General features: G+C 71.1%; 27 protein-coding genes, 1 tRNA gene and 1 pseudogene. 20 read left to right on the plus strand and 9 right to left on the minus strand.

Translation table 11 applies throughout. The annotated features are described in order from the left end of the window. Positions 1–92: 92 nt before the first annotated feature. The 3 genes from Hbl1158_RS11505 to Hbl1158_RS11515 all read left to right on the plus strand — a co-directional run bounded on the left by Hbl1158_RS11505 (position 93) and on the right by Hbl1158_RS11515 (position 3,403). On the plus strand, positions 93–1,517 hold the full coding sequence (locus tag Hbl1158_RS11505) for an MATE family efflux transporter (protein ID WP_234297395.1): 1,425 nt from the start codon (positions 93–95) through the stop codon (positions 1,515–1,517). Between the two features lie 87 nt (positions 1,518–1,604). Further along, on the plus strand, positions 1,605–2,576 hold the full coding sequence (locus Hbl1158_RS11510) for a 3-hydroxyacyl-CoA dehydrogenase family protein (protein WP_234297396.1): 972 nt from the start codon (positions 1,605–1,607) through the stop codon (positions 2,574–2,576). Further along, positions 2,573–3,403, plus strand: coding sequence for an enoyl-CoA hydratase-related protein (locus Hbl1158_RS11515; protein ID WP_234297397.1), 831 nt, complete (start codon positions 2,573–2,575; stop codon positions 3,401–3,403). The genes Hbl1158_RS11510 and Hbl1158_RS11515 overlap by 4 nt, the downstream gene beginning before the upstream one ends. Positions 3,404–3,507: 104 nt before the next feature. Here Hbl1158_RS11515 and Hbl1158_RS11520 read toward each other — a convergent pair whose 3' ends face one another. The 3 genes from Hbl1158_RS11520 to Hbl1158_RS11530 all read right to left on the minus strand — a co-directional run bounded on the left by Hbl1158_RS11520 (position 3,508) and on the right by Hbl1158_RS11530 (position 5,120). Next, positions 3,508–4,023, minus strand: a complete 516-nt coding sequence (locus Hbl1158_RS11520; protein ID WP_234297398.1) for a hypothetical protein — start codon at positions 4,021–4,023, stop codon at positions 3,508–3,510. Positions 4,024–4,062: 39 nt separating this feature from the next. Next, positions 4,063–4,533, minus strand: coding sequence for a hypothetical protein (locus Hbl1158_RS11525; RefSeq protein WP_234297399.1), 471 nt, complete (start codon positions 4,531–4,533; stop codon positions 4,063–4,065). Between the two features lie 98 nt (positions 4,534–4,631). Then, the gene (locus Hbl1158_RS11530) at positions 4,632–5,120 is read right to left on the minus strand and encodes a dihydrofolate reductase (RefSeq protein ID WP_234297400.1); all 489 of its coding nucleotides are present in this window, start codon (positions 5,118–5,120) and stop codon (positions 4,632–4,634) included. Positions 5,121–5,305: 185 nt separating this feature from the next. On the opposite strand from Hbl1158_RS11530, the gene Hbl1158_RS11535 reads away from it, so the two are divergent. The 4 genes from Hbl1158_RS11535 (at position 5,306) to Hbl1158_RS11550 (ending at position 7,828) form a co-directional block, all read left to right on the plus strand. Next, positions 5,306–6,481 (plus strand): hypothetical protein, encoded by a 1,176-nt coding sequence (locus Hbl1158_RS11535; protein ID WP_234297401.1) that lies wholly within the window; start codon positions 5,306–5,308, stop codon positions 6,479–6,481. Between the two features lie 46 nt (positions 6,482–6,527). Beyond that, a complete protein-coding gene (locus Hbl1158_RS11540; RefSeq protein ID WP_234297402.1) occupies positions 6,528–6,797 on the plus strand; it encodes a hypothetical protein in 270 nt (89 codons plus the stop codon). 374 nt (positions 6,798–7,171) lie between these two features. Next, positions 7,172–7,402 carry a hypothetical protein gene (locus Hbl1158_RS11545; RefSeq protein ID WP_234297403.1) on the plus strand — a complete coding sequence of 77 codons (231 nt, stop codon included), beginning with the start codon at positions 7,172–7,174 and terminating at the stop codon, positions 7,400–7,402. Between the two features lie 9 nt (positions 7,403–7,411). Beyond that, positions 7,412–7,828 (plus strand): PIN domain-containing protein, encoded by a 417-nt coding sequence (locus tag Hbl1158_RS11550; protein WP_234297404.1) that lies wholly within the window; start codon positions 7,412–7,414, stop codon positions 7,826–7,828. A gap of 154 nt (positions 7,829–7,982) precedes the next feature. Here the strand turns inward: Hbl1158_RS11550 and Hbl1158_RS11555 are convergent. Next, positions 7,983–8,057: transfer RNA gene (locus tag Hbl1158_RS11555), tRNA-Arg, on the minus strand. A gap of 350 nt (positions 8,058–8,407) precedes the next feature. On the opposite strand from Hbl1158_RS11555, the gene Hbl1158_RS11560 reads away from it, so the two are divergent. The 3 genes from Hbl1158_RS11560 to Hbl1158_RS11570 all read left to right on the plus strand — a co-directional run bounded on the left by Hbl1158_RS11560 (position 8,408) and on the right by Hbl1158_RS11570 (position 10,767). Beyond that, on the plus strand, positions 8,408–9,253 hold the full coding sequence (locus Hbl1158_RS11560; RefSeq protein ID WP_234297405.1) for a geranylgeranylglycerol-phosphate geranylgeranyltransferase: 846 nt from the start codon (positions 8,408–8,410) through the stop codon (positions 9,251–9,253). Positions 9,254–9,406: 153 nt separating this feature from the next. After that, positions 9,407–10,015 carry a recombinase RecA gene (locus tag Hbl1158_RS11565; RefSeq protein ID WP_234297406.1) on the plus strand — a complete coding sequence of 203 codons (609 nt, stop codon included), beginning with the start codon at positions 9,407–9,409 and terminating at the stop codon, positions 10,013–10,015. Positions 10,016–10,344: 329 nt separating this feature from the next. Then, positions 10,345–10,767 carry a CoA-binding protein gene (locus Hbl1158_RS11570; protein ID WP_234297407.1) on the plus strand — a complete coding sequence of 141 codons (423 nt, stop codon included), beginning with the start codon at positions 10,345–10,347 and terminating at the stop codon, positions 10,765–10,767. A gap of 30 nt (positions 10,768–10,797) precedes the next feature. On the opposite strand, the gene Hbl1158_RS11575 is transcribed toward Hbl1158_RS11570, so the two are convergent. After that, positions 10,798–11,082: a hypothetical protein gene (locus Hbl1158_RS11575; RefSeq protein WP_234297408.1), complete on the minus strand. Its 285-nt coding sequence runs from the start codon at positions 11,080–11,082 to the stop codon at positions 10,798–10,800. 162 nt (positions 11,083–11,244) lie between these two features. On the opposite strand from Hbl1158_RS11575, the gene menD reads away from it, so the two are divergent. From menD to Hbl1158_RS11595, 4 genes are all read left to right on the plus strand, one after another. Next, entirely contained in the window at positions 11,245–13,053 is a 1,809-nt protein-coding gene (gene menD, locus Hbl1158_RS11580; RefSeq protein WP_234297409.1) for a 2-succinyl-5-enolpyruvyl-6-hydroxy-3-cyclohexene-1-carboxylic-acid synthase, read from the plus strand. 125 nt (positions 13,054–13,178) lie between these two features. Then, positions 13,179–14,198: a 1,4-dihydroxy-2-naphthoyl-CoA synthase gene (locus Hbl1158_RS11585; protein WP_234297410.1), complete on the plus strand. Its 1,020-nt coding sequence runs from the start codon at positions 13,179–13,181 to the stop codon at positions 14,196–14,198. Between the two features lie 788 nt (positions 14,199–14,986). Further along, positions 14,987–15,934, plus strand: a complete 948-nt coding sequence (locus tag Hbl1158_RS11590; protein ID WP_234297411.1) for a 1,4-dihydroxy-2-naphthoate polyprenyltransferase — start codon at positions 14,987–14,989, stop codon at positions 15,932–15,934. Next, positions 15,931–17,046: an enolase C-terminal domain-like protein gene (locus Hbl1158_RS11595; protein WP_234297412.1), complete on the plus strand. Its 1,116-nt coding sequence runs from the start codon at positions 15,931–15,933 to the stop codon at positions 17,044–17,046. The genes Hbl1158_RS11590 and Hbl1158_RS11595 overlap by 4 nt, the downstream gene beginning before the upstream one ends. Positions 17,047–17,128: 82 nt before the next feature. Here Hbl1158_RS11595 and Hbl1158_RS11600 read toward each other — a convergent pair whose 3' ends face one another. Then, positions 17,129–17,644, minus strand: a complete 516-nt coding sequence (locus Hbl1158_RS11600; RefSeq protein ID WP_234297413.1) for a halocyanin domain-containing protein — start codon at positions 17,642–17,644, stop codon at positions 17,129–17,131. Positions 17,645–17,804: 160 nt separating this feature from the next. Between Hbl1158_RS11600 and Hbl1158_RS11605 the strand changes: the two genes are divergently transcribed. The 4 genes from Hbl1158_RS11605 (at position 17,805) to Hbl1158_RS11620 (ending at position 21,892) form a co-directional block, all read left to right on the plus strand. After that, positions 17,805–19,361: a long-chain fatty acid--CoA ligase gene (locus Hbl1158_RS11605; RefSeq protein ID WP_234297414.1), complete on the plus strand. Its 1,557-nt coding sequence runs from the start codon at positions 17,805–17,807 to the stop codon at positions 19,359–19,361. Positions 19,362–19,448: 87 nt separating this feature from the next. Further along, a complete protein-coding gene (locus Hbl1158_RS11610) occupies positions 19,449–20,258 on the plus strand; it encodes an enoyl-CoA hydratase-related protein (RefSeq protein WP_234297415.1) in 810 nt (269 codons plus the stop codon). 100 nt (positions 20,259–20,358) lie between these two features. Then, positions 20,359–20,703, plus strand: coding sequence for a 2Fe-2S iron-sulfur cluster-binding protein (locus Hbl1158_RS11615; protein ID WP_234297416.1), 345 nt, complete (start codon positions 20,359–20,361; stop codon positions 20,701–20,703). Positions 20,704–20,821: 118 nt separating this feature from the next. Continuing rightward, complete coding sequence (locus tag Hbl1158_RS11620; RefSeq protein ID WP_234297417.1) at positions 20,822–21,892, plus strand: HAMP domain-containing sensor histidine kinase; 1,071 nt, start codon at positions 20,822–20,824, stop codon at positions 21,890–21,892. A gap of 22 nt (positions 21,893–21,914) precedes the next feature. On the opposite strand, the gene Hbl1158_RS11625 is transcribed toward Hbl1158_RS11620, so the two are convergent. From Hbl1158_RS11625 to Hbl1158_RS11635, 3 genes are all read right to left on the minus strand, one after another. Then, complete coding sequence (locus Hbl1158_RS11625; protein ID WP_234297418.1) at positions 21,915–22,718, minus strand: AAC(3) family N-acetyltransferase; 804 nt, start codon at positions 22,716–22,718, stop codon at positions 21,915–21,917. A 44-nt stretch (positions 22,719–22,762) separates the two neighbouring features. Next, entirely contained in the window at positions 22,763–23,914 is a 1,152-nt protein-coding gene (locus Hbl1158_RS11630; RefSeq protein ID WP_234299523.1) for an MBL fold metallo-hydrolase, read from the minus strand. Positions 23,915–24,037: 123 nt separating this feature from the next. Further along, complete coding sequence (locus Hbl1158_RS11635) at positions 24,038–24,352, minus strand: ASCH domain-containing protein (protein ID WP_234297419.1); 315 nt, start codon at positions 24,350–24,352, stop codon at positions 24,038–24,040. 59 nt (positions 24,353–24,411) lie between these two features. On the opposite strand from Hbl1158_RS11635, the gene Hbl1158_RS11640 reads away from it, so the two are divergent. Together Hbl1158_RS11640 and pyrB are read left to right on the plus strand one after the other, a co-directional pair. After that, positions 24,412–25,092: a rubrerythrin family protein gene (locus Hbl1158_RS11640; protein WP_234297420.1), complete on the plus strand. Its 681-nt coding sequence runs from the start codon at positions 24,412–24,414 to the stop codon at positions 25,090–25,092. A 294-nt stretch (positions 25,093–25,386) separates the two neighbouring features. Continuing rightward, a pseudogene (gene pyrB / locus Hbl1158_RS11645) lies at positions 25,387–26,286 on the plus strand (aspartate carbamoyltransferase); the annotation flags it as partial. Positions 26,287–26,353: the final 67 nt, after the last annotated feature.

Genomic DNA, 26,353 nt, shown 5'->3' on the forward strand with positions numbered 1-26,353 from the left:
GTCTCACTCTCTCACGGACGGTGCCTCTCACTCCGCGGGCAGGTCCACGAAGTAACGGAACCGATTAGCCGCGGGAGATCATCCGGACAGCCGTGTCACGGCTCCGCCGCGCCGGGTCGGCGCTGGCTCGGGCGCTCGCCAGCGCCGGGGTCATCGACGAGGCGCGGCTGCGCGCGACGACGGACCTCGCCTGGCCGCGCATCGTCACCGGCTTCGCCATCATGTCGAAGCGGACCGTCGACCTGGCGCTCGTCGGGCTGATCATCGGCCCGACCGCGGTGGCGGGACTGACGCTCGCGAACGCCTTCTGGATGCTCGCGAAGTTCCTCGCGATCGGGCTCGCGGGCGGGACGGTCGCGCTCGTCTCCCAGAACTACGGCGGCGGCGAGGGCGACCGCGCGGCCGCGGTCATCCGCCTCAGCGTGCTCATCGCGGTCGCGCTGGCGGTGCCGGCGGTGGCGACGTACGCGTTCGCGGCCGAACCCCTCGTGGGGCTCCTCGGCGACGACCCCGACAGCGTCCGCCACGGCGCGACGTACCTCGCGGTCGTCGCGCCCGGCCTGCTGTTCGAGTTCCTCAACCTCGTCGCCAGCCGAACGTACGCTGGGATCGGCGATACTGTGACGCCGATGGTCGTGCGCGCCGGGGGCGCGCTCGCCAACATCGCGCTGTCGGCGACGTTCGTCCTCGGCTTCGACATGGGCGTCGCGGGCGCGGCGCTGGGCACAGCGCTGGCGACGGGGCTCGTCACGGTCGTCTTCGTGTGGGGAATGACCGGCCACAGCTACCTCCGGGGGCGCGGCGCGAGCCCCGTCCCGTTGCGGCTCCGGGGCTCCGAGGAGGACCGCGAACTGCTGGTCCAGATCGGCCGCGTCTCCGCCCCGCTGGTCGCCCGCCGGGCCGCACAGGGGCTCGTGGTGTTCCCCCTGCTCGCTATCGCGGCGACGTTCGGCCCCGTCGCCGTCGCCGCGATCGGCGTCGGGCGACAGGTGCGCCAGCTGGTCGGCAGCTTCTCGTGGGGCTTCTCTATCGCCGCCTCGACGCTCGTCGGCCAGGAACTGGGCCGGGGCGGCGAGACGGAGGCCGAGGCGTACGGCTGGGGGATCGCCCGCCTGTCGCTGGTGGTGTACGTCGTCGCCGCCGCGGTCGTGCTCGCGCTCGCTGAGCCCGTCGCGGGCGTGTTCGTGGACGACCCCGCGAACCTCGCGCTGTCGGCCGACTTCGTCCGCGTCGCCGCGGTGTCGGTCGTCGCGCTCGGCGTCGACGGCTCGATCACCGGGGCGCTACGCGGGGCCGGCGACACCCGCGTTCCGTTTCTCGCGACGCTCGCGGGGGCGTACCTCGCGGCGCTCCCGCTGGCGTGGGCCGGCACGGTCGTCCCCGCGTTGGGGGTCGCCGGCCTCCTGCTCGCGCTGGTGGCGGAGACGGCCGTGCCGATGGTCGTGAACCTCCGGCGGTTCCGGTCGAACCGCTGGAAGGCGGTGAGTCGCGAGTACCGTCCGAGCACGGGCGACTGAGCACGCTCCGAGCGGGTCCGCGGCAACCGGGACCCCGACTCGGGTCGCACCACCCACCCTTATGCCGCCGGCCGGAACGTTCCAGCCATGCGAGTTACGGTGCTTGGCGCGGGGACGATGGGCGCGGGGATCGCGCGGTCGGCCGCGGCCGCCGGCCACGAGGTCGCGCTCCGGGACATCGAGGAGTCGCGCGTGGCGGACGGTCTCGCCGACATCGAGGCCACCCTCGAGGAGGGCGTCGCCCGCGGGGCGGTGACGGAGGCCGAGCGGACGGCCGCGCTCGACCGGATCACGGGGACGACATCGCTGTCGGAGGCGGCCGGGGGGGCGGCGCTCGTGATCGAGGCGGTGCCCGAGGACGCCGATCTGAAGCGGGACGTGCTCGGCGCGGCGGAGTCCCACGTCGCCGCCGACGCCGTGCTGGCGTCGAACACCTCGGCGCTGTCGGTGACGGGGCTGGCGAGCGCCCTCGAGCGTCCAGAGCGCCTGCTCGGACTGCACTTCTTCAACCCGGTGCACGTGATGGAGTTGGTGGAGGTCGTCGTCGCCGAGCGCACGAGCGAGGCGACGCTCGCGACGGCACGGGAGTTCGTCGACTCGCTGGGGAAGACGGCCGTGGAGGTGCGCGACTCGCCGGGGTTCGCCTCCTCGCGGCTGGGCGTCGCGCTCGGCGCGGAGGCGATCCGGATGTACGAGACCGGCGTCGCGGGCGTCGCCGACATCGACGCCGCGATGGAGTTGGGGTACGACCACCCGATGGGCCCGCTCGAACTGACGGACCTGATCGGGCTGGACGTGCGCCTGGACGTGCTCGAGCACCTCCGCGAGGAGTTAGGCGAGCGGTTCCGGCCGCCACAGGCGCTCAAGCGGAAGGTCCGCGCCGGAAAACTGGGGAAGAAAACCGGCGAGGGCTTCTACGTCTGGGAGGACGGCGAGGCGGTGAGACCGGCGGACGAACCGTCGCCGGCGGCAGACGAGACGCCGGGGTCGGACGACGAGACGCCGAGAACGAACGACGAGACGCCGGGATCGGCAGACGGGGCCGGAGGCGGGCGATGAGCGACGACTGCGGGGACCCCGAGGCCGCGGCCGACGACTGCGAGTTCGTCGACTGCGCGGTCGGCGACCGCGCTGCCGCCGTGGCGACCGTCACGCTGAACCGCCCGGACGCGCGCAACGCGCTGAACGCGCAGCTTCGCGAGGAGCTGATCCGGGTGCTCGCCGCGATCGACGACCGCGAGAGCGGCGTCCGCGTCGTCGTGCTCACGGGTGCCGACGGGGCGGGGGCGTTCGTCGCCGGCGCGGACGTGACGGAGCTTCGCGAGCGCGACGCGCTGGAGCAGCGCCGCGCGAGCGAACGGCCCCGCGTGTACGAGCGCGTCGCCGACCTCCGCCAGCCGGTGATCGCCCGGATCAACGGCCACGCCCTCGGCGGGGGCTGCGAGCTGGCGCAGGCGTGCGACGTGCGGATCGCCCACGAGCGCGCGAAGCTGGGCCAGCCGGAGATCGCGCTGGGACTCATTCCCGGCGGCGGCGGCACGCAGCGACTGGCCAGGCTGGTCGGCGAGGGACAGGCGATGAAGCTGATCTTGTCGGGCGAGGTGATCGACGCCACGGAGGCGGCCGAGATCGGGCTCGTCGAGGAGGTTCACGGCGACGAGGGCTTCGACGAGCGCGTGGACGACCTCGCGGCGGCGATGGCCGACAAGAGCCCGCTGGCGCTGGAGCACGCCAAGACGGCCGTGCGGGCGGCCTCCCGGCTGGACCTCGATGCCGGCCTCGAGTACGAGTCGGAACTGTTCACGGCGCTGTTCGCGAGTCGCGACAAGGACGAGGGGATCGACGCGTTCCTCGAGGACCGCGATCCCGAGTGGGAGGGCCGGTAGCCGAGCGCGGCGGTCGGCGGACACCGGGTCGCCGTCGGGGGTCGAAACGTCGGCTGCGCGGTCCGTCGCCTGCGCGGTCGCTAATCGGCCCCCGCGACCGGTGCTCAGTACCGAACGACCGCGTCGACGATGCCGACGGTCTGGCCGACGCCGACGATCGCGAGCCCCGCGACGGCGACCGCGACGGCCGGGTCGCCGGCGACCACCGCCCCGAGGTACGCGGTCGCCCCCGCGAGCGACAGCGCCGCCGCGACGGCGTTGACCGGGCGCGCCGATCCCGCAGACTCGCGGGCGGTGTACCACAGCGCCGGGGCCGGGAGAAGCGCCCAGCCGACGACCGAAACGAGCAGGGGGATCGGTCCGAGGTCCGCGGCCGCCCCGGCGGCACCGGCCAGCGTGACGGGGATCCCCGCAAGGATCACGAGCCGCCAGGCGCGGAGGACGCCCGAGCGCATGTCGCGCCACGAGAGGACGACGAACGCGACCAGCAGGACCGACATCACGACGTGGGCGATCAGGACGGCGCGGTCGCCGACGCGGTCGAGGTGGCCGGTGATCGCGAAGATCCACGCGAGCGGGACGAGGCCGGCGGGAGCGGTCTCGCGGACGCGTCGGAGCACGGGAGCGAGACGGCGGTCGTGCTGAAAATCGTTTCCCCGCTACAGCGCCGCGATGGCGACGCCTACGAGCGGGACCAGCACGAGCAGATACGCCACCGCTTCGATCGCCCAGGCCCGTCGGATCCGGCGGAGTCGCTGTCGGGCCAGCCCGCGGGACCGCGGAAGGACGACCAGCGCGAAGAAGCCGACCATGAGCGGGTACAGCAGGATCCCGGCGACGCCGACGGCGAGCCAGCCGACGCCGAGGACGGCCCCGACGGCGAACACAAGCCACACGAACAGGGGACCTGTGAGACCCCCGGCGACGTAGTGGACGACCGAGGCGAGCCGGCGCGGGGAGTCGTCTGGATGGACCCCCGTGAGCACGCCGCTGGCGATCCGCGGTGGCGTCTCACCCTCGTCGATTCGGCCCATCACGAGGTCCATCGCGAGCGTTGCGATCACGCCGGCCACGACGCCGACGAGGATCGACGCCGTCACCGTGACCGGGACGGACGTTTGCAGGATCACGGAGGACCGAACGGGCCCGTCCCACCTATCGGTTTCCCCGGTCGGACGGGCGGAACAGGCTGTCGACTCGGCGGCGGTGACCCGGCGTCAGGCCGGTCCTACGACTCCCCGACCCTCACCCACGTCTCCAGCGTGAAGCGGTCGTGCTCGGTGGAGTCCGAGAGCGTCCACTCGTCGGTGTTCCACTCCGGATAGCGGGTGTCACCATCGTACTCGCCGTGGACGCGCGAGAGCACCATCCGATCGAGGTGGGGTTGAAACAGCTCGTAGATCGCCCCGCCGCCGAGGACGTACGCCGTCTCCGCGCCGAGCGACTCGGCGACCGCGACCGCCTCCTCGACGCCGGCGACCGCGTGTGCGGTGTCGGTGTCGACAGAGCTTCGGCTGCGTGAGACGACGATCTGGGCGGCTCCCGGAAGGTCGTCCAGCATCGACTCGAACGTCTTCCGGCCGAGGATGACTGTCTCGCCGGCGACGCGGTCGCGGTACTGGCGCTTGTCCGCCGGGATCGACGGCCACGGGAGTTCGCCGTCGTCGCCGATGACGCCGTTTTCCGAGACAGCCGCGACGGACACGAGTTCGACCATATCGAGGGATCGGGCGGCCGGACAATACCGCTTTCCCCGTACCGAGAATTCCGGGATTCCGAGAGTGCTGAGAGTGCCGAAGATGCCGAGAGTGCTGAGAGTGCCGAGGCTGCCGGGAGTGCCGGTGCCGCGTCGACGACCCGGCGCTCCGCCACGGTTATGAGCCAGCGCTGCGGCCCCGAACTATGGAGATCGGAGTCGTCGGCGTCGGTAGGGGCGGCACAGCGCTGGCGACCGCGCTGGCCGGGGACGAGGCCGACCGCCGCGTCGACTACCTCGCCGGAACGGTCGCCGTCGACACCGACGCGGCCGACCTCGCGGCGGCGACGAGCGTCGCCGAGGACGACCGCCACCTGCTGGGCGCGGTCCACACCGACGGGGCGGGCACCGGCGGCGACGTGGAGTTGGCCGCCGAGATCGCCCGCGAGCAGCGCCCCGAGTTACAGGCGGCCGTCGACGGCCTGCCGGTGGGACGCGTCGACGCGACGCTCGTGTGTGCGGCTCTCGGCGGCGGAACCGGCGCGGGCGTCGCGCCCGCGGTCGCGGACCTGCTGGGGCAGATCACCGGAACGCCGGTGTACGGGGTCGGGATCGTGCCGGGCGTCGCGGAGGTCGGCGGCGACGGCGACGCGGCGGGATCGACGGAACCGCGACGGGATCGCGAAACCCGCGGCGACGCGGACGGCGACCGACCGCTGTCGTCGAACGCGGCCGGCGGGGTACGGGCGCTGTCGGCCGCCTGCGACGACCTCGTGCTCGCGGACCTGGACGTGTGGCGGGCCAACGGCGAGGCGTACGCCCCGGCGTGGGATCGCCTCGACGCCGCCGTCGCCGGGCGACTGGGCGCGCTGTGCGCCGCCGGCGAGGCGACCGACCCGACGCCCGAGCGCGTCCTCGACGCGAGCGAACTGACCAACACGCTCGGTGCAGGGGGCGTGACCGTCGTCGGCACCGCCGGAAGCGGCGTCGACAACGGCCGACGCGAGGGAACGGTCGGCGGCCTGCTCGACCGCCTCACCGGCGAAACGGGGCCGGAAGTGGACGCCGGCGAGGCGGTGTCGATCGCGACCAACGCCTCACGGAAGGCGGTGACACATCGGCTCTCGCTGCCGTGTGCCGTCGACAGCGCTCGCCGCGCGGCGGTCGTCTTTCACGCCCCGCCGGAGTGGCTGAACCGGCGGGGACTCGAACGCGCGCGGGCCCTCATCGAGGAGGAGACCGCGGTTCCGGAGATCCGGTGGGGCGACCGGCCGGACCCCTCAGCCGAGGAGTTCCGCGTGACCGTGGCGCTGTCGGGCGTCGCCGAGAGCGACCGCCTCACGGCCCTGGGCGCGGGGACCGATCCCGGCCGACTCGGGTGAGCCGCCGATCGACCCGTTTACCGCCGTCCCCGATCGAACGGTTGCCATGGCCACCGACGGCGACACGACCGACACCGGCGACGGCGAGGGCGACGACAACCACGCCGGCGACGCCGGCGACGAGCCCTCGGTACCGATCGTCTGTACGGAGTGCGACACCCGAACGCGAGTGCCGCTTTCGAAGGTCGGCGACCTCGTCGACCGCCACAACGACACGCGACACGACGGCGAGTCCGTCGCACAGGTCGACCCGGCGCTCGCCGACCGTATCGCCGACCTCGTCGCGGAGGACATGGGCCTGCTCGAGGGGGAGTAGGCCGGACGCGACGGAGCATCTCCGACGACTGGTCGGGGCGTAGAGGCCGCTCGCGGGAACGAACTACAGCCAACACAGGGCCGATCACCCCTGGTTTGCGAACGCAAACCCCGACTGTAAGGGCCGCAACGGGGTTCCTGTGTAGTTCCTCAGAAAGGGACAGTATCCCGACTCCTGAATCTCTGTTTTTCGGTCGTGAGAAGGTCGCTACGCGGTTGTAGGGGTTGGAACCGATTCGGCCTACAAAAGTATGGGCGCTGCGGGCTCCGGTTCGACTATCGAACGAATTGATCTTTCAGGCGTGAGGCGGCCGAATACGGGAGATCGGAGGTACACCGAAAAGCACAGTAATCTGTGTGATCATAGAATATTATATGCCTAGCATCACCGTCAACGTGGACGACGACCTCAAAGAGCGCATGGAAAAGCACCCGGAAATCAACTGGAGTGAAGTCACCCGACAGGCCATCCAAGAGAAGATCGAGACGCTCGAAGTGATGGACGAACTCACTAGCGAGAGCGAACTTACCGAGAGCGATGTACAGGATATCGCTGACAAAATAAACAAGAGCGGACGCAAGCGCGTTGACGAGGAATCGGCGTAATCACGACGAATGGAGCTGGTCATCGACGCCAACGTCGTCATCTCTGCACTCATCGCTGATTCGAAAACGCGGGAACTCATCGTCACGCTCGAACCGGATTTACTGACACCTGCGTTCGTTTACGACGAAATCGAGAACTACGAGGACCTAATCGTGGAGAAATCTGGAATGAAACCGGCCCGAGTGGCACAGTTCATCGACCTTCTGTTCCAATACGTTGACGTTGTCCCCTCCAGCGAGTTCTATCCGGCTATCGAGAAAGCAGACGAGGCAATCGGTGACACCGATCCGGACGATGTACTGTATCTAGCATGTGCGATAGCCTGCGATGCGGCTATCTGGAGTGACGACTCCGACTTCGACGAACAGGATCTGGTTGAGACGTACCCGACGAGTGAGGTAATCGACTCGTTCGACACGCGCTAACTCAATGTGCGATTGAGTTTTGAACGGGCACCTGTTTGGCCGTACGCGAATCACGGGACACTCACTAGTCAAATCGAGTATCGAACGAAAGCAAGATCTCGACCGTTGGACCGATGACCGCCACGCTGTCTGGCGATTGTTTCACCTGAAATTATGGGCGCTGCAGGATTTGAACCCGCGGCAGCTTGGTCCGAAGCCAAGTACTCTGTCCAGGCTGAGCTAAGCGCCCGTACCCGATTATATCGCCCTCGGTCTCATAAGTCCCGCGTTTCCGGTCGCGATCCAGAGCCGAACCGATCGCGACCACACGCGGTTGTGGCCGACTGGCGACGACGGTCGTAGACGGGCGAGATGGAAGACCGGCAGGTGGCCGGACACGACTTCAGATTCAGGTAGACCCCCATCTCAGGTTGGTCGTGCGTGTCACAGTTCACGGCGGGGACGTAGCATCGGATCATCCGGGCGTTCACCCACTCCCTCGGACAGTTCACCTGAAGGACGCAAGTACAGTACCCTTGGACAGACGGTAGCGCCACCGTCCCGCGTCATTTATGACCGGGCGGGCGGTGGACGGGAACGATGGACCCGACTCGAACGCTCGAGGGGTACCTCGAGCTGGCGCGACCCGGGAACGCGGTCGCCGCGGGCGCGCTGACGTTCGTCGGGTCGTTCGTCGCGGGGGGGCTGGACGCGCCCGTCGCCGTCGTGTTCGCGGTGGTGGCGACGGCCGCGGCGACGGCTGCCGGAAACGCGGTCAACGACTACTTCGACCGCGAGATCGACGCGGTGAACCGACCGGGCCGTCCGATCCCGAGCGGCCGAGTACCGGCGCGGGGAGCGGCGGCGTACGCGGGCGTGCTGTTCGCCGTCGCGACCGCGGCGGCGGTGACGCTGCCGCCGTTGGCGCTCGGGATCGCGGTGGCGAACCTGCTGGCGCTGCTCGCCTACACGCAGGTGTTCAAGGGGTTACCAGCCGTCGGGAACGTCGTGGTCGCGTATCTCACCGGGTCGACGTTCCTGTTCGGAGCGGCCGCCGTCGGCGGGTTGTCGGGACCGACGTGGACGCTGTTCGGGCTGGCGGCGACGGCGACGTTCGCGCGCGAGGTCGTGAAGGACGTCGAGGACGTCGCGGGCGACCGCGAGGAGGGGCTTCGCACGCTGCCGATCGTGGCGGGCGAGCGACCGGCGCTGGCGCTGGCGACGGCCGCGATGGCGGTCGCGGCGCTCGCGAGCGCGCTCCCGTACCTCCGAGGCACCTTCGGAGCGGCGTACCTCGCGGTCGTAGTGCCGGCGGACGCTGCGATGCTCGGGGCGACGGCGTGGGGCTTTCGGGATCCGGCGACGGCGCAGCGATGGATCAAACGCGGGACGTTCCTCGCGGCGATCGCGTTCGTCGCGGGACGCGCCACGGTGGTGGTTGCGTGACAGGAATCCGTCCGCCGGAGGGTAATCCAATCATAAAGAATAATACCGGCTCACGGTAAGGACACGGTAGTTGGATGACCCCCGGCGAGACGGAGGCGAACACGAATCCGCGCGAGCACACCGTCCGCGTCGGGACCGCTGCGGGGGACCCACATGTATGATGTCGAACCGCTCGGGAGCGAGATCGAACCCGGGTCGAACGTTCTCGTCACCGGACCGCCCCTGAGCGGCAAGCGCGAACTCGCGCTCGACGTGCTCGCGGAAGGGACCCGAAACGGCGAGGGGGCGATCATGGTGACGACCAAAGACTCCGCCGACCGACTGCTCAAGCAGTTCGAAAAGCGGGTCTCCTACGAGGGTCGCCCCGTCGCCGTCGTCGACACCGTCACCCGCCAGCAGGGCGTGAGCGACGTGCGTGAAAGCGACCGGATCAAGTACACCTCCTCGCCGGTCGACATGACGGGGATCGGGATCAAGCTCTCGGAGTTCCTGGAGGCGTTCTACAAGGACCGCGGGATCAAGCGCAACCGCGTGATGGTCCACTCGCTGTCCACCCTCCTCATGTACTCGGACCTGCAGACGGTGTTCCGGTTCCTCCACGTGTTCACCGGCCGGATCCAGAGCGTCGAGGGGCTCGGGCTGTACTGCATCGACTCGACGGCCCACGACGATCAGACGATGAACACGCTGAAACAGCTGTTCGACGGCATCATCGAGACGCAGGAGGACGGCGAGCCGACGGTTCGGCTGGCGAACGCGTAGTACGTCGCCTCCGAGGGGTCGGTGGGGTCGCTGCCGCCGGTTCAGTTCGGGTCGTACCACGGCGAGGTCCGCGGCCGCCGCCCGCGGCGATCCCAACGGCGGTCCCCGGGGTCCCTCTCGATCCCGCCCGCGGCGACCGCACCGCTCCTCGTCCTCCCCAACCGGCTCGGTGCTCGCCCCGGCTCGCACCTCGCCCCCTCGCGCGCGTCCGGCGGGCACAGAGGCCCGCCGCCGCGCGCCGACGCGCCTTCCTCGTTCGTCGCATCCCTCTTGTTCGTCTCCCGTCCCTCGCACGAACTCTTTTCCCCGATGACGGTGGACTTCCGGGTATGCCAGTCACCGACGACGACGGCCTGCGCGAACTGCTCTCGATGGACCCCGTCGCGGTCGTCGGCTGCTCGAGCACGCCCGGCAAGGCCGCCCACGACATCCCCGAGTACCTCCAGGAACACGGCTACGAGGTGATCCCAGTGAACCCCTACGCCGACGAGATTCTCGGCCGCGAAGCGTACGACGCGCTGGCGGACGTCGAGGAGGAGATCGGACTCGTCGACGTGTTCCGTCCGAGCGAGGAGGTCGCGGGCATCGTCGACGACGTGCTGGCGCGTCGCGAGGACCGCGGCGACGTGGCGGGACTGTGGCTCCAACTCGGGATCACCGACGACGAGGCGCTCGCTCGCGCCGAGGACGCCGGCCTCCTGACGACGCAGGACACGTGTATGAAAGTCGAACACGGGCGTCTCGTGGGGTGAGCCACCGGTACGTCCGCGGGGCCTCGACAGTCAGAACGACTGTTGGTCGTTCTCCATCCCGGTCTGGCCCCCGCGGTCGTCGTAAAACTTCCGACCGATGAACGCGTCGTCGACCAGGCCGACGAGCGTGTCGTGGAGTTCCTTCGCCGAGTCGAACTCCGCGGTCTCCGCTCTGGCGAGCACCGCCGCCACGGTCGTGTCGTCGCCGTTCGGTGCCTCCAGCGTCACGTCGCCGACGCGTTCGACGGCGGTCTCGCGGTCCGTCGGGAACGACAGTTGACGGCTGAACTCCGCGCGTAGCTCCGAGAGTCGCATGGCTTACTACTCCGGGCCCGGAGAGAAGTGTCTGGTTTCGCGATACGTCCCCGTTGGATACGTGCGTCCGTGCGTTCGTGCGGCGTCGCAGCACGTCGGCGACGACGGCGGTGACAGCCGCGGGACGCGCCGTTTATCCGCGCTCCGGTCGAAGCCGGGCGCATGACTGCCAGCGCGCCCAACCGAAACACGCTGTGGGGTCGCGCCGTCGCCGACGAACTCGCCGCGGCGGGCGTCGACGCCGTCTGCGTCACTCCCGGCTCGCGCTCGACGCCGCTGACCGTCGCGTTCGCCGAGCACCCGGACATCCACGTGTTCTCGCATCTCGACGAACGCGCGTCCGCGTTCTTCGCGCTGGGCCGCGCCCGCCGCACCGGCGCGGTGACGCCGCTGGTGTGCACCTCCGGCACCGCCGCCGCGAACTTCCACCCGGCGGTGATGGAGGCCGCGAACTCGCGGGTGCCGATGCTCCTCCTGACCGCCGACCGGCCGCCCGAACTCCGCGACTCGGGCGCGAACCAGACGGTCGACCAAGAGAAGCTGTACGGCGACGCCGTCCGCTGGTACAGGGACCTCCCCGAGCCGGAGGCCGACGACCGGAAGCTCCGATCGCTTCGCACGGACCTCGCGCGCGCCGTCTCGACGGCCGAGGGCACGCCCGCGGGCCCGGTCCACCTGAACGTCCCGTTCCGCAAGCCGCTGGAGCCCGTCGAGGTCGAGGGCGACGTGCCCGCGGAGCTCCCGGAACTGGCCGCGGAGGGCCGCGACGACGGTCGGCCGTTCGTCTCGACGACCGCGGGCCACCCGATGCCCGACGAGCGCGACCTCCAACGGATCGCGGGGGCGCTCGAGGCCGAACGCGGCCTGATCGTCGCCGGTCCCGCGGATCCGCCGGGTCCGGATCCGCAGGCAGTGACGGCGCTGGCGCACGCGACCGGGTTCCCCGTCCTCGCGGACCCGCTCTCCGGGCTGCGGTTCGGTTCGGCGACCCGAGTCGCGCCCGTCCTCGGCGGCTACGACGGCGTGCTCGCCGGCGGGCCGCCCGACGACTGGCCGGACCCCGAGGTCGTCCTCCGGTTCGGGGCCTCGCCGACCTCGAAGCCGCTGCGCAAGTATCTCGCCGGCACCGACGCCCGCCAGTTCGTCGTCGACCCCGCGGGCGGGTGGCGCGAGGCGGAGTTCGCCGCCACCGACCTCGTGGTCGCCGACCCGTCGCGGCTCTGTGGCGCGCTCTCGCGGCAGGTAGGGCAGGTCGGCGGGGCCGGGGGCGCTTCCGGCTCCGACTCGACGGCGTGGCGCGAACGCTGGGAGGCCGCCGAGGCCGCTTACTGGGGGACGGTCGCCGACGAGGACCGCTTCTTCGAGGGGCGCGTGCTCGCGGACGTGGTCGACCTCGCGCCCGAGCCCTCGACCGTGTTCGTTTCCAACTCCATGCCCGTGCGCGACGCCGACCGCTTCGTCGCGCCCGCCGCCAAGGGACTCACGATGCTCGGCAACCGCGGTGCCTCCGGCATCGATGGCATCGTCTCGACGGCGCTGGGGGCCGGATCGGCCACGACCGACCACCTGACGCTCGTCACCGGCGACCTGGCGTACTACCACGACATGAACGGCCTGCTCGCGCTGGAGCGGTGTGACGTGGACGCGACGGTCGTCCTGATCGACAACGACGGCGGCGGCATCTTCCACATGCTCCCGATCGAGGACTTCGATCCGCCGTTCACGAGCCAGTTCAAGACACCCCACGGTCTCGACTTCGAGCCCACGGGCGACCTCTACGACCTGTCGTTCGCCCGCGTCGCCGGCGAGGACCGCGAGGGCTTTCGCGATCTGTACCGCGAGAGCGTCGCACGCGACGGATCCGACGTGATCGAAGTCGCGAGCGACGCCGAGGCGAGCCATCGCGTGCGCGAGGAAGTGACCGAGGCGGTCGCCGACGCTGTGGCCGAACGCGCGACCGAGGGCGAGTGATCCGGTGTTCGTGACCGGGAGCGAGTGACCTCGCCGGGACGCCCCCGCGATCGACGCCGAACACGAGGGAGTGCGTCGCCGTCGCGACGCGCACCTTTTTGCGCGCGCCGGCCGCCGGTTCGGGTATGAGCGACAGCGACGACGCGGACGACGCCAACGACGCGGACGACGCGGGCGACGCGACCGACGCGGGCGACGCCAACGACGCCGGCGGGGACGACAGCAGCGCTGTCTCCGATATCTTCGACCCCGAGCGCTGGGAGCCGGTCGACGGGAGCGACGCGTTCGACGACATCACCTACCACCGCGCGGTCGACTCCCCGACCGTTCGGATCGCGTTCGACCGCCCGGAGAAGCGCAACGCGTTCCGCCCCGGCACGGTCGACGAACTGTACGCCGCGCTCGACGACGCCCGCAAGCGCGCGAACGTCGGCTGCGTCCTGCTGACGGGGAACGGCCCCTCCCCGAAGGACGGCGGCTGGGCGTTCTGCTCGGGCGGCGACCAGTCCGTCCGCGGCGAGTCGGGGTACGAGTACCGCGACGACGACGAGGCCGACGAGTCCGACGACCGGTTGGTGCGGGAGGCGAAGGCCGGCCGCCTCCACATCCTCGAAGTCCAGCGACTGATTCGATTCATGCCCAAACCGGTCGTCGCGGTCGTCCCGGGCTGGGCCGTCGGCGGCGGCCACTCCCTGCACGTGATCTGCGACCTCACGCTCGCGAGCGACGAGCACGCGAAGTTCCTCCAGACGGACCCCGACGTGGCGAGCTTCGACGGCGGCTTCGGTTCCGCCTACCTCGCCAAGCAGGTCGGCCAGAAGAAGGCCCGCGAGGTGTTCTTCCGCGGGAAGACCTACTCCGCCGAGGAGGCCGTCGACATGGGGATGGCGAACGAGGCGATCCCGCACGAGGAGTTGGAGGACGTGGCGCTGGAGTGGGCCGACGAGATGACGAGCAAGTCGCCGACGGCGATGCGGATGCTGAAGTACGCGTTCAACATGACCGACGACGGCATGGTCGGCCAGCAGGTGTTCGCCGGCGAGGCGACCCGGCTGGCGTACATGACGCCGGAGGCACAGGAGGGTCGCGACGCGTTCTTAGAGGGTCGAGAACCGGATTTCTCCGACCACCCGTGGCACTACTGACCGACCACTTTTCACGGGGCCTCGCGCCCACCGGGCGCTCGACCCCCGCCAAAACCCGTCGATGCTGCAGGAACGCTTCGCGTTCCTGCTGCTAACCAGACGCCTGCGGCGTCTGGTGATGCGGTCGGATTCGAAGAATCCGACTGCTAATCCGAATCGCGAAGCGATTCTGATGATGCTCAAAAGGCCGCTCGCTCGGGCCTTCCGGCCCTCACTCGCGGTACGACCCCCCGGAACTTCCGCACCGCCACCGCGACAGCAACGCTACCGTCACCGCGACAGCAACGCTACCGCCACCGCGACAGCAACGCTACCGCCACCGCGACAGCAACGCTACCGCCACCGCGACAGCAACGCTACCGCCACCGCGACAGCAACGCTACCGCCACCGCGACAGCAACGCTACCGCCACCGCGACAGCAACGCTACCGTCACCGCGACAGCAACGCTACCGCCACCGCGACAGCAACGCTACCGCCACCGCGACAGCAACGCTACCGCCACCGCGACAGCAACGCTACCGCCACCGCGACAGCAACGCTACCGCCACCGCGACAGCAACGCTACCGCCACCGCGACAGCAACGCTACCGCCACCGCGACAGCAACGCTACCGCCACCGCGACAGCAACGCTACCGCCACCGCGACAGCAACGCTACCGCCACCGCGACAGCAACGCTACCGCCACCGCGACGGCGCGGCCACGTTCACGGGCCCGCCGCGGGCGAGGGGAGACGACCCGCGCTCGTAACCCATCCTTCATACTCCGTCCGCTCCGAGTGCCGCCAATGAGCACGGAGACGAGTCAGGCCGACATCTCCAGGCGGCGGGCGTGGGTGATGGCCGCGCGGCCTCAGACCATGCCGGCGGCGCTGGCTCCCGTCCTCGTCGGCACGGGGCTGGCCGTCCGCGACAGCGTGTTCGCGCCCCTGCCGGCGCTGGTGGCGCTGGTGGGCGCAGCGCTGATCCAGATCGGGACGAACTTCGCGAACGACTACTACGACGCCGAGCAAGGCGCTGACACCGAGGACCGCGAGGGATTCACCCGCGTCACGGCGGGCGGGCTCATCGAGCCCGCGGCGGTGAAGCGCGCGATGTGGCTCACGTTCCTCGCGGCCATCCTCGTGGGCGCGTACCTCGTCGCCGTCGCCGGGCTGCCGATCCTGATCGTCGGGCTCGTCTCGGTGGCGATGGGCGTCGCCTACACCGGCGGTCCGTACCCCCTCGCGTACCACGGCCTCGGCGACGTGTTCGTCTTCCTGTTCTTCGGGCTCGTCGCCGTCACGGGCACCTACTACGTGCAGGCGGCGGCGACGGTAGGGGTCGCGTTCGGCACGCTCGTTCCCGGTCCGGACCTCGTCCCGCTCGCGGCCGTCGTCGCCGCCCTTCCGGTGGCGGCCATCGCGACGGACATCCTCGTCGTCAACAACCTCCGCGACCGCGAGGAGGACGCCGCGACCGGCAAGAACACCCTCACGGTCCGCTTCGGCTACGGCTTCTCGCGGGCGCAGTTCGTCCTCCTGCTCGGGATGGCGTACGCGATCCCGCCGGTGTTCTTCGCGTCGACGGGCGATCCCACGGTCCTGCTCCCCCTCCTGACGCTCCCGCTTGCGGTGCCGCTGACGCGGACCGTCCTCACGGAGACCGCCGGCGACGCGCTGAACCCGGCGCTTGAACGGTGCGGAAAGCTCCACGCCGCGTTCGCGGCGCTGTTCGCCGTCGGACTGGCGCTGTGACGGTCCGCGCGCTCCGGGAGTTCGCGCTCGAACTCGCCGCGCCGCTGTCGACGGCCCGCGGCGACATCGAGCGACGCGAGGGGCTGCTCGTCCGGGTCGACCTCGCCGGCACGCCGGGTGTCGGCGAGGCCGCGCCGCTGCCGGGGTGGACCGAGTCGCTCGCCGACTGCCGGCGCGCCCTCGAACGCGCCCGCGACGAGGGGACCCCACCGGGCTCCGATTCGCCCGCCGCGCGCCACGCCGTCGCGCTCGCGTACCGCGACGCGTTCGCCCGCCGGCGCGGGGAGTCGCTCGCGGCGTCGCTGACGCGGGCGGGCGAGGACGACCGGGAGCCGGCGGCGTCGGTCCCGGTCAACGGCACCGTCGGCGACGCCGACCGCGACGAGGCGGTCGCCGCCGCCCGGGAGGCGGTGACGGCCGGCCACCGGTGCGTGAAACTGAAGGTCGGCGCGCGGTCGCTGGAGGCGGACCTCGCGCGGGTCCGGGCGGTCGCCGACGCCGTCGGGGCGGGAGCCGACGGGACCGATCCGGCCGCCGATCGTGATGGGACCGACGGGACCGACGGCACCGGCGGCGTCGCGCTCCGGGTCGACGCCAACGGCGCGTGGGACCGGCCGACCGCCCGGGAGGCGGTGTCGGCGCTGGCGGGCGTCGTCGAGTACGTCGAACAGCCGTTGCCCGCCGGCGACCTCGCGGGACACGCGTCCCTGCGGGGCGTCGGCGCGCCCGTCGCGCTCGACGAGTCGCTGACGCGCCACGGCGTCGGCGACGTGCTCGCGGCCGGTGCCGCCGACGCGGTCGTCCTGAAGCCGATGGCGCTCGGGGGACCGTCCCGGGCGCTCGCGGCGGGCCGGGCGGCGGCCCACGCCGGCGTCGCGCCCGTCGTCACCACCACCGTCGACGCCGCGGTCGCGCGAACCGCGGCCGTTCACGTCGCCGCCGCGCTCCCCCGCGGAGCCGCCCGCGCGCACGGCCTCGCCACCGGCGACCTGCTCGCGCTCGACCTCGCCGGCGACGACCCCGCCCCGGTCGCGGACGGTCGGATCGCCGTGCCGTCCGGGCCGGGTCTCGCCGGCGACGCGTTCGACGACCTGTTCGCGGACGGGACGTGAGCGCCGCCGGCCCGTCGCCCCTCGACGACCGCTCCCGCTCGACGACCGCTCCCGCTCGACGACCGCTCCCGCTCGACGACCGTTACCCCTCGGCGACCTCGATCACGCCCTTCATGCCGAGATTCTGGTGGGGCGTGCAGTAGTACCTCGTGACGCCGGAGTCGGTGAACTTCCGAGAGAACGTCGCTCCCTCGGAAGCGTAGTAGTCGCTCTCGAAGTCGCCGCCGTCGGCGACGACGTTGTGGCGGTTCCCCATGCCCGTCCACTCCCAGACGACCGTCGTGTCCGGAGAGACGCGGACCGCCGGCGGATCGAACGCGTAGCCGCTGCCGCCGGCCCCGACGACGACGGTCACCTCCTCGGCTCCCCTCTCGTCGGCGACGGAGCCGTCGAACCCCCGGGCGTCCGAGAGCCACCCGTCGTACGGTTCGGACTCGCCGTCTCCGTCGGCGTCCGTGTCGTCGCCGCCCGCACCGCCACCCCCGCCGCCGGAACAGCCCGCAAGCGCCGCGACCGTGGCGGCCGCGACTGCCGTGGTAACCCGTCGGCGCGTCGTCGCCCCGCCGGCGTCCGCCGGCGACTCGGTGGGATCGCTCATGTCGACACGAAGGGATGGGTGTGGTTTTACGGCACCGACTTCCGCGCCGGAACCGCGCCAGAACTACGCCGGAACCGCACCGGAACCGCGCCGGCGACTCGGCGAACCTACGTGAACGACCGGGAAAGACTTTAGCCGGGACCGGTCGACTCAACACCGTATGACGAACCTCGTCACGAACGTCGGTTCGACGGTAGAGGAACACCCCGAGGAGACGGCGGTGTCCTACGACGGCACGGACATCTCCTATCGGGAGCTGTGGGGCCAGACCGGGGCGTTCGCCGCCGGGCTGGCGGACGCGGGCGTGGCGACCGGCGGGCGCGTCGGGATCTACCTCCCGAACCTCCCGCAGTTCGTGATCGGCTTCCACGGGACGCTGCGGGCCGGAGGCGTCGTCGTCCCGATGAACCCCCAGTACAAGGCCCGCGAGATCGAGCACATGCTCACCGACTCGGAGGCGGAGGTGGTCGTCACCCTGCCGGACCTGGCCGAGCACGTCGCGGAGGTGCGCGAGGAGACGGACGTTCACACCGTCGTCACGATCGGCCAGGCGGTCGAGGGAACCGTCTCCTTCGAGGAGTTCTGCGGTCCGCCCGAGTACGACACCGTCGACCGCGCGGACGACGACGTGGCCTGCCAGCCGTACACCTCGGGGACGACCGGTACCCCGAAGGGCGTCCTGTTGACCCACGACAACCTCGCGTCGAACGCGGAGATGTCGGCCTCGCTCATGCCCGGCGGGATCACCACAGACGACAAGCAGCTGGGCGTGCTCCCGCTGTTCCACATCTACGGCATGACCGTCGTGATGAACGCGACGCTGTTCGACGGCGGGGGCTACTACCCGCTGCCCGCGTGGGACGCCCAGGAGGCGTTCGATCTGATCGAGACCGAGGAGCTGACGATCATGCACGGGGTGCCCGCGATGTACAACGACGCGATCAACCAGCCCGACGCCGCCGAGCGCGACCTCTCCAGCCTCCGGCTGTGCGGCGTCGGCGGCTCCGGCATCCCCGTCGAGGTGCTCCGGCGCTTCGAGGAGCTGTTCGACGCGACGGTCTACGAGGGGTACGGCCTCACCGAGACCAGCCCGGTGACGCACTTCAACACGCCCGAGAAGGGTCGCCGGGTCGGCTCGATCGGCAAGACGCTTCCCGGCGTCTCGTCGATGATCGTCGACGACGACTTCGAGGAGGTCGCACCGGTCGAGGAGGGACCGGTCGACGAGGAGGAGACGAGCCTTGACGACATCACCGGGGAGGTCGTCGTCAGCGGCCCGAACGTGATGAAGGGGTATCACGACCGCCCCGAGGCGAACGAGGAGGTCTTCACCGAACACGGCGGGAAGCGGTGGTTCCACACCGGCGACATCGGCTATCACGACGCGGACGGCTACTTCTACATCGTCGACCGCGAGAAGCACATGATCAACACCGCCGGGTACAACGTCTACCCGCGCGAGGTCGAGGAGTTGCTCTTCGAACACGAGGCCGTCGCCGACGCCGCCGTCGTCGGCATCCCGGACGACCGCCGGGGGGAGACTGTGAAGGCGTTCATCGTGCCCAAGCCGGGCGCGGACGTGACGCCCGACGAGATCAGGCAGTTCTGCCTCGACAACCTCGCGGAGTACAAACACCCCCGCGAGGTCGAGTTCGTCGAGGAGCTCCCGCGGACGACGACCGGAAAGGTCCAGAAGTTCGAGCTTCGGGGGGAGTAGCGGCCCACTCGAGGCTCGAGGCGCTCGCGTCGCCGCCGGCGACGTGACGGGGGAAACGGCCATACCCCGGGGCTCCGTTACACCGCCATGGCAGACGTAACGGAGTTCTCCGACGGCGTCGTGCGGCTCGAACGCGACGACGGCATCGCCCGGATCGTCCTCGCGGACCCCGACCGGCGCAACGCGCTGTCGACGGCGATGACCGACGGGATCGGGGCCGCCCTCGACCACCTGGAAGGCGGCGACGCCCGGTGTGTGGTGGTCGCGGGCGAGGGTCCCGCCTTCTGCGCCGGCGGCGACGTCGACTCGATGCTGGAGCGCCAGGAGTCGGACGCGCCGACCGACGACGCCGTCCGCCACATCGTCCAGGAGATCGGTCGGTGCGTGAAGCGCGTGTACGAGTGCGAGTTCCCGACGGTCGCGCGCATCGAGGGACCGGCTTTCGGCGCGGGCGCGAACCTCGCCGTCGCCTGCGACGTGACCGCGATGCACGAGGACGCCCGGATCGGCTTCGGCTTCCGAGAGGTCGGGCTCGCGGTCGACTCCGGTACCTCGTATCTCCTGCCGCGACTCGTCGGCGAGAACGTCGCCAAGGAGCTCGTGTACACCGGCGAGCTCCTGACGGCCGAGCGCGCCGAGGAGTTGGGCGTCGTGAACCACGCCGTCGCGGACGACGAGTTCGAGGGGCGGTTCTCGATGCTCGTCGACCGGATCGCCTCGGGGCCGACGGTCGCGCTCAGGACGTCCAAGCGACTCCTGCGCTCGGAGTTCGCGACGCTCGGGGAGGCGATCGAACACGAGGCGGGCGCGCAGGCGGCCGTCCTCGAGTCGGACGACCACGCGGAGGGGGTGGCGGCGTTCACCGAGGACCGGTCGCCGGCGTTCGAGGGGAGATAGACCGGAGCCGTCGCCGGTGTGGCCGGGCTGCCCGCGTCGCCGTCGGGGGCGTCACCCGCGGAGCGAAACGTAGAAGGGAGAACCCGAGAACCGTGGGTGCATGACCGAGTACACGGTGGAGTTCGTCGGCACCGGCGACGAGATCACGGTGTCGGACAAACAGACCATCCTGAACGCCTGCATCGAGGAGGGGATCGCCCAGGAGTACTCCTGCCGCGTCGGGATGTGTCTGGCCTGTACCGCCGAGATCGTCGAGGGCGAGGTGGCCCAACAGGCCGCCGTCGCCCGCGCGCTCACCGAGGAGGAGGCGGAGGACTACGCGCTCACCTGCATGGCGCGCGCGCAGTCGGACCTGAAGCTCGACCGCGGGAAGTACCCCCCGAGCATCGAGGACGAGGCCGCCGCGAGCGGCGACGCCACCGGGGCTGCGGCCGACGACGACTGATCGGCGACCAGCCTCATCCGTCCCACGAACGCAGCGAACGCCGTGAGCGTCGGATCGGCCGCGAGCGATCGGGTCTCTCGCCGCAAACGTTTCAACGGACACGGGCGAACCGGGGGTCGTGAATCGAACGGGGGCGATCCGAGCCCTCCCGGCGCTCCTGACCGGATCGGTCCTCGCGCTCGCCGCCGCCCACGTGGTGTTCGACGACGACCGACTCGTCATCGACCTCGCCGAGGCGTCGATCCTCGTGGTGTTCGCCGTGGCGCTGGGGTTCGTCGCGGTCCGGGTGGCTCGCGACCGGTTCGCGCCCGACCGCGTGAGCCGGGTCGTGCTCACGGGACTGGGATCGGGAATCGTCGTCGGCGCGCTCGCGGCGCTGTATCTCGCCACGCGGATCGCCGACGGCGATCCCACCACCGAGCCGATGATCGTCCTCTCGATCGGGTGGAGTCTCGGTGTCAGCGCCGGCGCGCTCGTCGGCTACTACGTCGAACGGGTTCGCCGCGAGCGCGCCGAGCAGGCGCGGTTGACCGGGCGACTCACCGTCCTCCAGCGGGTGCTCCGGCACAACATCCGCAACGAGGTCGCGATCATTCGCGGGATCGCCGCCACCGCCGCCGAGTCGACCGACGACGAGGCGCTCACGGGGAGGCTGCGGACGATGACCGACCACGTCGACCGAGTCCACGGCCTCTCCGAGAAGGCGAACACGCTGACGGAGCTGTGGAACGACGACGAGACCGTCGAGGCCGACCTCGCGGCCACCGTGCGCGCGGAGGTGTCGCGCTTTCGCGAGACCCACCCCGGAGTCGACGTGACCCTCTCGACGCCAGAGACCGCCCCGGCGACGGCACATCCCTCTGCGGCGCTCGCTGTGCGCGAGGCGCTCGACAACGCCGCCACACACAACGACGCCGGCGAACTCGCGGTCGACGCGTCAGTCTCTACCGGCTCCGAGTGGGTGACCGTCGAGGTCGCCGACGACGGGTCGAGCGTCCCCGAGGAGGACCTGGCGGCGCTTGCGGCCTCCAGGGAGTTCCCGCTTCAGCACGTCACCGGGCTCGGCCTGTGGGTGATATTCTGGGTCGTCGAGCTGTCCGGGGGACGGTTGGACATCGACAACGTCGACCCGGCCGGCGTCCGGGTCCGGATGCGATTCCGGCCGGTCGACGTCGCGACCCGGTCGTGAGCCGTCGCCGTTTGGCGGAGCCTCAGCGGTTCGCCTCCATCCACTCGACGGCGAAGTCGACCAGCGGTCGCATGCGACAGACGACGGCCTCGGCGTCGCCGACGCGTCCGCGCCACACCCGGTCGGGATCGGCCGCCTCGAACGCGGCCTCGACGTCGCGGAAGTCGTCGCGGGAGGTCGGCTCCTCGAAGGTCACCCACCGCGGCTCGCCGTCGACCAGCGCCCGCCCGCCGCTCCGTTCGGGCGGGTCGTCGAGGTCGGCTCGATACTCCGCGAGATGGAGGGAGGTGTTCGCGTCGACGCCGATCCGGACGATCAGCGCGTCTCGCTCGTACAGCCGCGCGAGCGGCGATTCCTCCCCCATCGGGGAGTCGTACGCGTGGTCCGCGACCACAGCCTCGGCCGCCGCACCCCACGCCGAGAACGACGTGGTCGGGTGGCGGCTCCGGACGGCGTCCGGGTAGGTCCGCAGGCACTCGGGGATCGCTCCCATCCCCCGCGACGGCGTCACCGCCGGTCGGTAGGGGGCCGCCTCTGCGCGGATCGTCTCGACCCAGTCGTCGGGGACCGACGGGTTCTCCCACGCCGTCGGCTCGGACAACTGCGTCGAGTGGGTCGGCACCGCGACCGTCCCGGCAGCCGTCACCGCCTCGAGCAGACCGTCGACCGCTGTCGGCGCGCCGCCGGCGACCCACCCCATCGCCGACAGCGACGAGTGCACAAGGGCGGTCTCGCCGGCGTCGACGCCCAGGTCGCGCAGGTCGGCACGGATCCGGTCGGCCGTCAGCGGCTCGTCGGTGCGCTCGACGACGTCGTGTTCGCCCATGCGACGGCGGCGGGTGCCTCGGATAAAACCCCTCGGACGGTGAGTCACTCGATCGCACAGTTGTTCGGGCCCAGCTCCGCCTCGAACGCCGTCTCGTCGTCCATCGTCGCGGTCCCGAGGTTAGCGGCGACGATCCGCTCGTGGTTCGCGGGCCGCGGCGGCAGCGACGAGGCGACCCGGTCGAGGAACGACTCGCGATCGAGCGCGAGCACGTCGAGGTCGCGAACCGCCGACAACGGGGCCGCGTAGACCGCCGGCCGTCCGTCGAGGCCTCCGGCGTCGGCGACGTCCGCAACGTGGCCGGGCGCGAGGATCGTGTCGTCGGGGAGCGCGAGCAGTCGGTCGTGGAGCGTCTCGTAGGCCCGCTCGGCCAGCCCGCGCGCACCGGACTCGCCCGCCTCCAGGTCGGGCCGGCCGACGCTCCCGAGGAACAGCGCGTCTCCGGAGAACAGCACGCTCGGGGCGTCGCCGGCGCGGTCGAGTCGAAGGCAGATCTGCTCGCTCGTGTGTCCCGGCGCGTCGACCGCGGTCAGCGTCGCGTCGCCGACGCGGATCTCGTCGCCGTCGGCGACGAGGTCGGCCGCGAACGCGAGGCCGCGCTCGCGCGCCCCCGCCGGCACGGTCGCGCGTGCGCCGGCCGCGTCCGCGACCGCACGGACGCCCGAGACGTGGTCGGCGTGGACGTGGGTGTCGACGGCGCGAACGATGGTCGCGTCGCGGGCGGCCGCGTCGGCGACGTACCGGTCGGCGAACGCCCGGAGGGGATCGATCACGACCGCGTCGTCGCCGGCGACGACCAGGTACGCGAGACAGCCGGAGGAGGGGCGCTGGTACTGGATCACCGCCAGGTCGTCGTCGTCGACGACCGGCTCGGCGAGGTACGTCTCGGCCCACGCGTCCATGCCGCCCGCGAGGTTCACAGCGTCGACGCCGGCGGCCGCGAGGTCGCTGGCCACCTCGGCGCTGGCCGCGCCGCGGCCGCAGACGACGACGATCGGCTCCGAGAGGTCGTCGGGCAATGGGTCGGTCGCGTCGCCGGTCGCCCCGGCGGCGACGAACTTCACGTGCGGCACCTGTCGGGCGGTCACGCGCCGCCCGTCGACGTGCCACGACTCGAACTCCGGGCGGTCGCGCACGTCCAGCACCGACGCGGCGTCGCCGGCGCGGAGGCGACGCGCGAGCGCCTCGGGGGCCAGTTCTCCCCCCGGCTCGACCCCGTCGAACGCGGGGGGAGCGTCGCCGGTGAGGTCGCCGCCGGGGTCGCCACCGGCGGAGTCGTCGCCGGTAGCGTCGCCTGCGCGGTCGCTCATCGAACTACCTCACTCCCGCGGCTCGAAGGCGTGTCTGACGACCTCGCTGTCGTCGTCCCACTCGAACTCGTCGTGGACGTGCTCCAGTCGGCGCTTGTACGCCTCGAGGTCCTCGGAGCCCTCAGCGCGGGCGTCCTCGTCGGTGAGGTCGCCGAGGGTTCGGCGCTCGATCGCCGTCACCTCGAACGTCGTGCCGTCGATCTCGAAGGTGTCGCCCGCCTCGGCGTAGGCGTGTCCGCGGTGCAGTTGCGTCACCTCGCCCGCGGCGGCCAGCTGCTGGACGTGGTCGTTCGGAAGGATCTCGCCGGCGTCGATGTGTGCCATGGGAGATCGATGGTGTCGCTCGGGGGAAACGTTAACGCCGCCGTGACCGACCGTCGAGTATGGACGGCGAGGCCTTCCGCGAGCGCGTCGAGTCGGCGAAGTCGACCGAGTTGGAGCGACTCGGCTCGAACAAGCTGCTCATCGCGCTCACGGACGCGACGCTGGAGCCCGAGGCCGTGTTGCGGGCGGTCGCCGACTCCGAACACGCCGCGCACGTCACCTTCTCGCAGTGGGCCGACGACGCGACCGAGGCCGGCGGGGAGAACGGCGCGGACGGCGGCGGCGACGCCGCCGCGGAGCTGTTCGGGTGGCTCGCCGACCGCGAGCGCGACCACCGCGAGCGCGTGCTCGACTCGCTGTCGGACCTCGGGGTCGAGCACGATCCGGCCGACGGCGGCACCATGCACGAGTACCTCCGCGCGCGGGAGGATCCGGTAGAACGGATCGCCGCCGGCACGGTCGGCCGCGGGCTCGTCAGCGACCGCTCGCACCTCCAGATCGTCTCCCTGTTCGTCAACGAGGGCGACGAGGCGCGCGCGGACCTCTTTCGCGACCTGCGCGCCGAGACCGAGGAGGAACTGGAGCGCGGACTGGCGCTGCTGGAGGACCTGTGCGGAGACGAGGACGGCGACGACTGGGAGCGCGCCCGGATGGTCGCGGAGTACGTCGTGCAGGTCGCCTACGACGACTACGCCGACGCGCTGACCGGGATGGGGATCGACGTGAAACCGGTGTGTTGAGCGCCGACGCCGACGAGACGCTGGAGGACATCACCGGGGTCGAGATCGCCTCACGGACGGCGACCGTCGCAGCCGGGTGGATCGACCGGTAGACCACCGTGCTGCACGTGACGTTCCGGTTCCAGCGGTGACGGGGCGGGAGCGCTGACACGCCGGTTCCGATCGCTCCCGCCTCGCCGCTTCGAATCTCGAAACCGCGTCGCCCGCGCGGTGCACCTCCGTGCAAAACCGCATGACTGCGGCCGGATAGCCGAGGCGAGCGATTGAAGGGAGGCGGCGACGGCGTATTCGGTGATGCGACACGACCACCTCCTCTCGGCGGGCCAGCTCACCCGGGAGGACATCGAGGCCGTCCTGGACCGAGCGGCCGACCTCGCGGACGACCCGGGCGCGGTCGGCGACCGCCACGCCGACCAGTTGCTCGCGCTGTGCTTCTTCGAGCCGAGCACGCGCACGAAGATGTCGTTCGACACCGCGATGAAGCGGATCGGCGGCGACACCGTCGACATGGGCACCGTCGAGTCGTCGTCGGTGAAGAAGGGCGAGTCGCTGGCGGACACGATGCGCGTCGTCGAGGGGTACGCCGACGGGATCGTCCTCCGGCACCCCAGCGAGGGCGCGGCCAAGCTCGCCTCCCAGTTCGTCGACGTGCCCGTCGTCAACGCCGGCGACGGGGCCGGACAGCACCCCAGTCAGACCCTGTTGGACCTGTACACGATGCGCGAACGCGCCGGCCTCGACGACCTCACCGTCGGGATCATGGGCGACCTGAAGTACGGGCGGACGGTCCACTCGCTGGCGTCGGCGCTCACCAACTTCGACGCGCGGATGCACTTCGTCAGCCCCGAGTCGCTGCGGCTGCCCCGCGGGGTCCAGTTCGACCTCCACGACGCCGGGGCCCGACTCAGGGAACACACCGACCTCGACGAGGTGCTCGGGGAACTGGACGTGCTGTACGTCACGCGGATCCAGCGCGAGCGCTTCCCGGACGAGAACGAGTACCAGCAGGTCGCCGGCGAGTACCAGATCGACGCCGAGACGCTCGAGCGCGCCCGCGACGACCTCACCGTGATGCACCCGCTGCCGCGGGTCGACGAGATCGCTCCGGACGTGGACGCGACCGAACACGCCGCCTACTTCGCGCAGGCGCACAACGGCGTTCCCGTGCGGATGGCGCTGCTCGACGAACTGCTCGGCGGTGATCACGGCGACGGCGACAGCGACCGCTACGGCGACGGCGACAGCGACAGCGACCGCTACG

This window comes from Halobaculum sp. CBA1158 (genome assembly GCF_021431925.1).
GTDB lineage: Archaea > Halobacteriota > Halobacteria > Halobacteriales > Haloferacaceae > Halobaculum.

Bases quoted from the DNA above. Each gene is read 5' to 3' on its own strand.
- Hbl1158_RS11510 (WP_234297396.1), top strand. From the start codon at position 1,605: ATGCGAGTTACGGTGCTTGGCGCGGGGACGATGGGCGCGGGGATCGCG.
- Hbl1158_RS11515 (WP_234297397.1), top strand. From the start codon at position 2,573: ATGAGCGACGACTGCGGGGACCCCGAGGCCGCGGCCGACGACTGCGAG.
- Hbl1158_RS11530 (WP_234297400.1), bottom strand. From the start codon at position 5,120: ATGGTCGAACTCGTGTCCGTCGCGGCTGTCTCGGAAAACGGCGTCATC.
- Hbl1158_RS11535 (WP_234297401.1), top strand. From the start codon at position 5,306: ATGGAGATCGGAGTCGTCGGCGTCGGTAGGGGCGGCACAGCGCTGGCG.
- Hbl1158_RS11540 (WP_234297402.1), top strand. From the start codon at position 6,528: ATGGCCACCGACGGCGACACGACCGACACCGGCGACGGCGAGGGCGAC.
- Hbl1158_RS11545 (WP_234297403.1), top strand. From the start codon at position 7,172: ATGCCTAGCATCACCGTCAACGTGGACGACGACCTCAAAGAGCGCATG.
- Hbl1158_RS11550 (WP_234297404.1), top strand. From the start codon at position 7,412: ATGGAGCTGGTCATCGACGCCAACGTCGTCATCTCTGCACTCATCGCT.
- Hbl1158_RS11560 (WP_234297405.1), top strand. From the start codon at position 8,408: ATGGACCCGACTCGAACGCTCGAGGGGTACCTCGAGCTGGCGCGACCC.
- Hbl1158_RS11565 (WP_234297406.1), top strand. From the start codon at position 9,407: ATGTATGATGTCGAACCGCTCGGGAGCGAGATCGAACCCGGGTCGAAC.
- Hbl1158_RS11570 (WP_234297407.1), top strand. From the start codon at position 10,345: ATGCCAGTCACCGACGACGACGGCCTGCGCGAACTGCTCTCGATGGAC.
- Hbl1158_RS11575 (WP_234297408.1), bottom strand. From the start codon at position 11,082: ATGCGACTCTCGGAGCTACGCGCGGAGTTCAGCCGTCAACTGTCGTTC.
- menD (WP_234297409.1), top strand. From the start codon at position 11,245: ATGACTGCCAGCGCGCCCAACCGAAACACGCTGTGGGGTCGCGCCGTC.
- Hbl1158_RS11585 (WP_234297410.1), top strand. From the start codon at position 13,179: ATGAGCGACAGCGACGACGCGGACGACGCCAACGACGCGGACGACGCG.
- Hbl1158_RS11590 (WP_234297411.1), top strand. From the start codon at position 14,987: ATGAGCACGGAGACGAGTCAGGCCGACATCTCCAGGCGGCGGGCGTGG.
- Hbl1158_RS11600 (WP_234297413.1), bottom strand. From the start codon at position 17,644: ATGAGCGATCCCACCGAGTCGCCGGCGGACGCCGGCGGGGCGACGACG.
- Hbl1158_RS11605 (WP_234297414.1), top strand. From the start codon at position 17,805: ATGACGAACCTCGTCACGAACGTCGGTTCGACGGTAGAGGAACACCCC.
- Hbl1158_RS11610 (WP_234297415.1), top strand. From the start codon at position 19,449: ATGGCAGACGTAACGGAGTTCTCCGACGGCGTCGTGCGGCTCGAACGC.
- Hbl1158_RS11615 (WP_234297416.1), top strand. From the start codon at position 20,359: ATGACCGAGTACACGGTGGAGTTCGTCGGCACCGGCGACGAGATCACG.
- Hbl1158_RS11625 (WP_234297418.1), bottom strand. From the start codon at position 22,718: ATGGGCGAACACGACGTCGTCGAGCGCACCGACGAGCCGCTGACGGCC.
- Hbl1158_RS11635 (WP_234297419.1), bottom strand. From the start codon at position 24,352: ATGGCACACATCGACGCCGGCGAGATCCTTCCGAACGACCACGTCCAG.
- Hbl1158_RS11640 (WP_234297420.1), top strand. From the start codon at position 24,412: ATGGACGGCGAGGCCTTCCGCGAGCGCGTCGAGTCGGCGAAGTCGACC.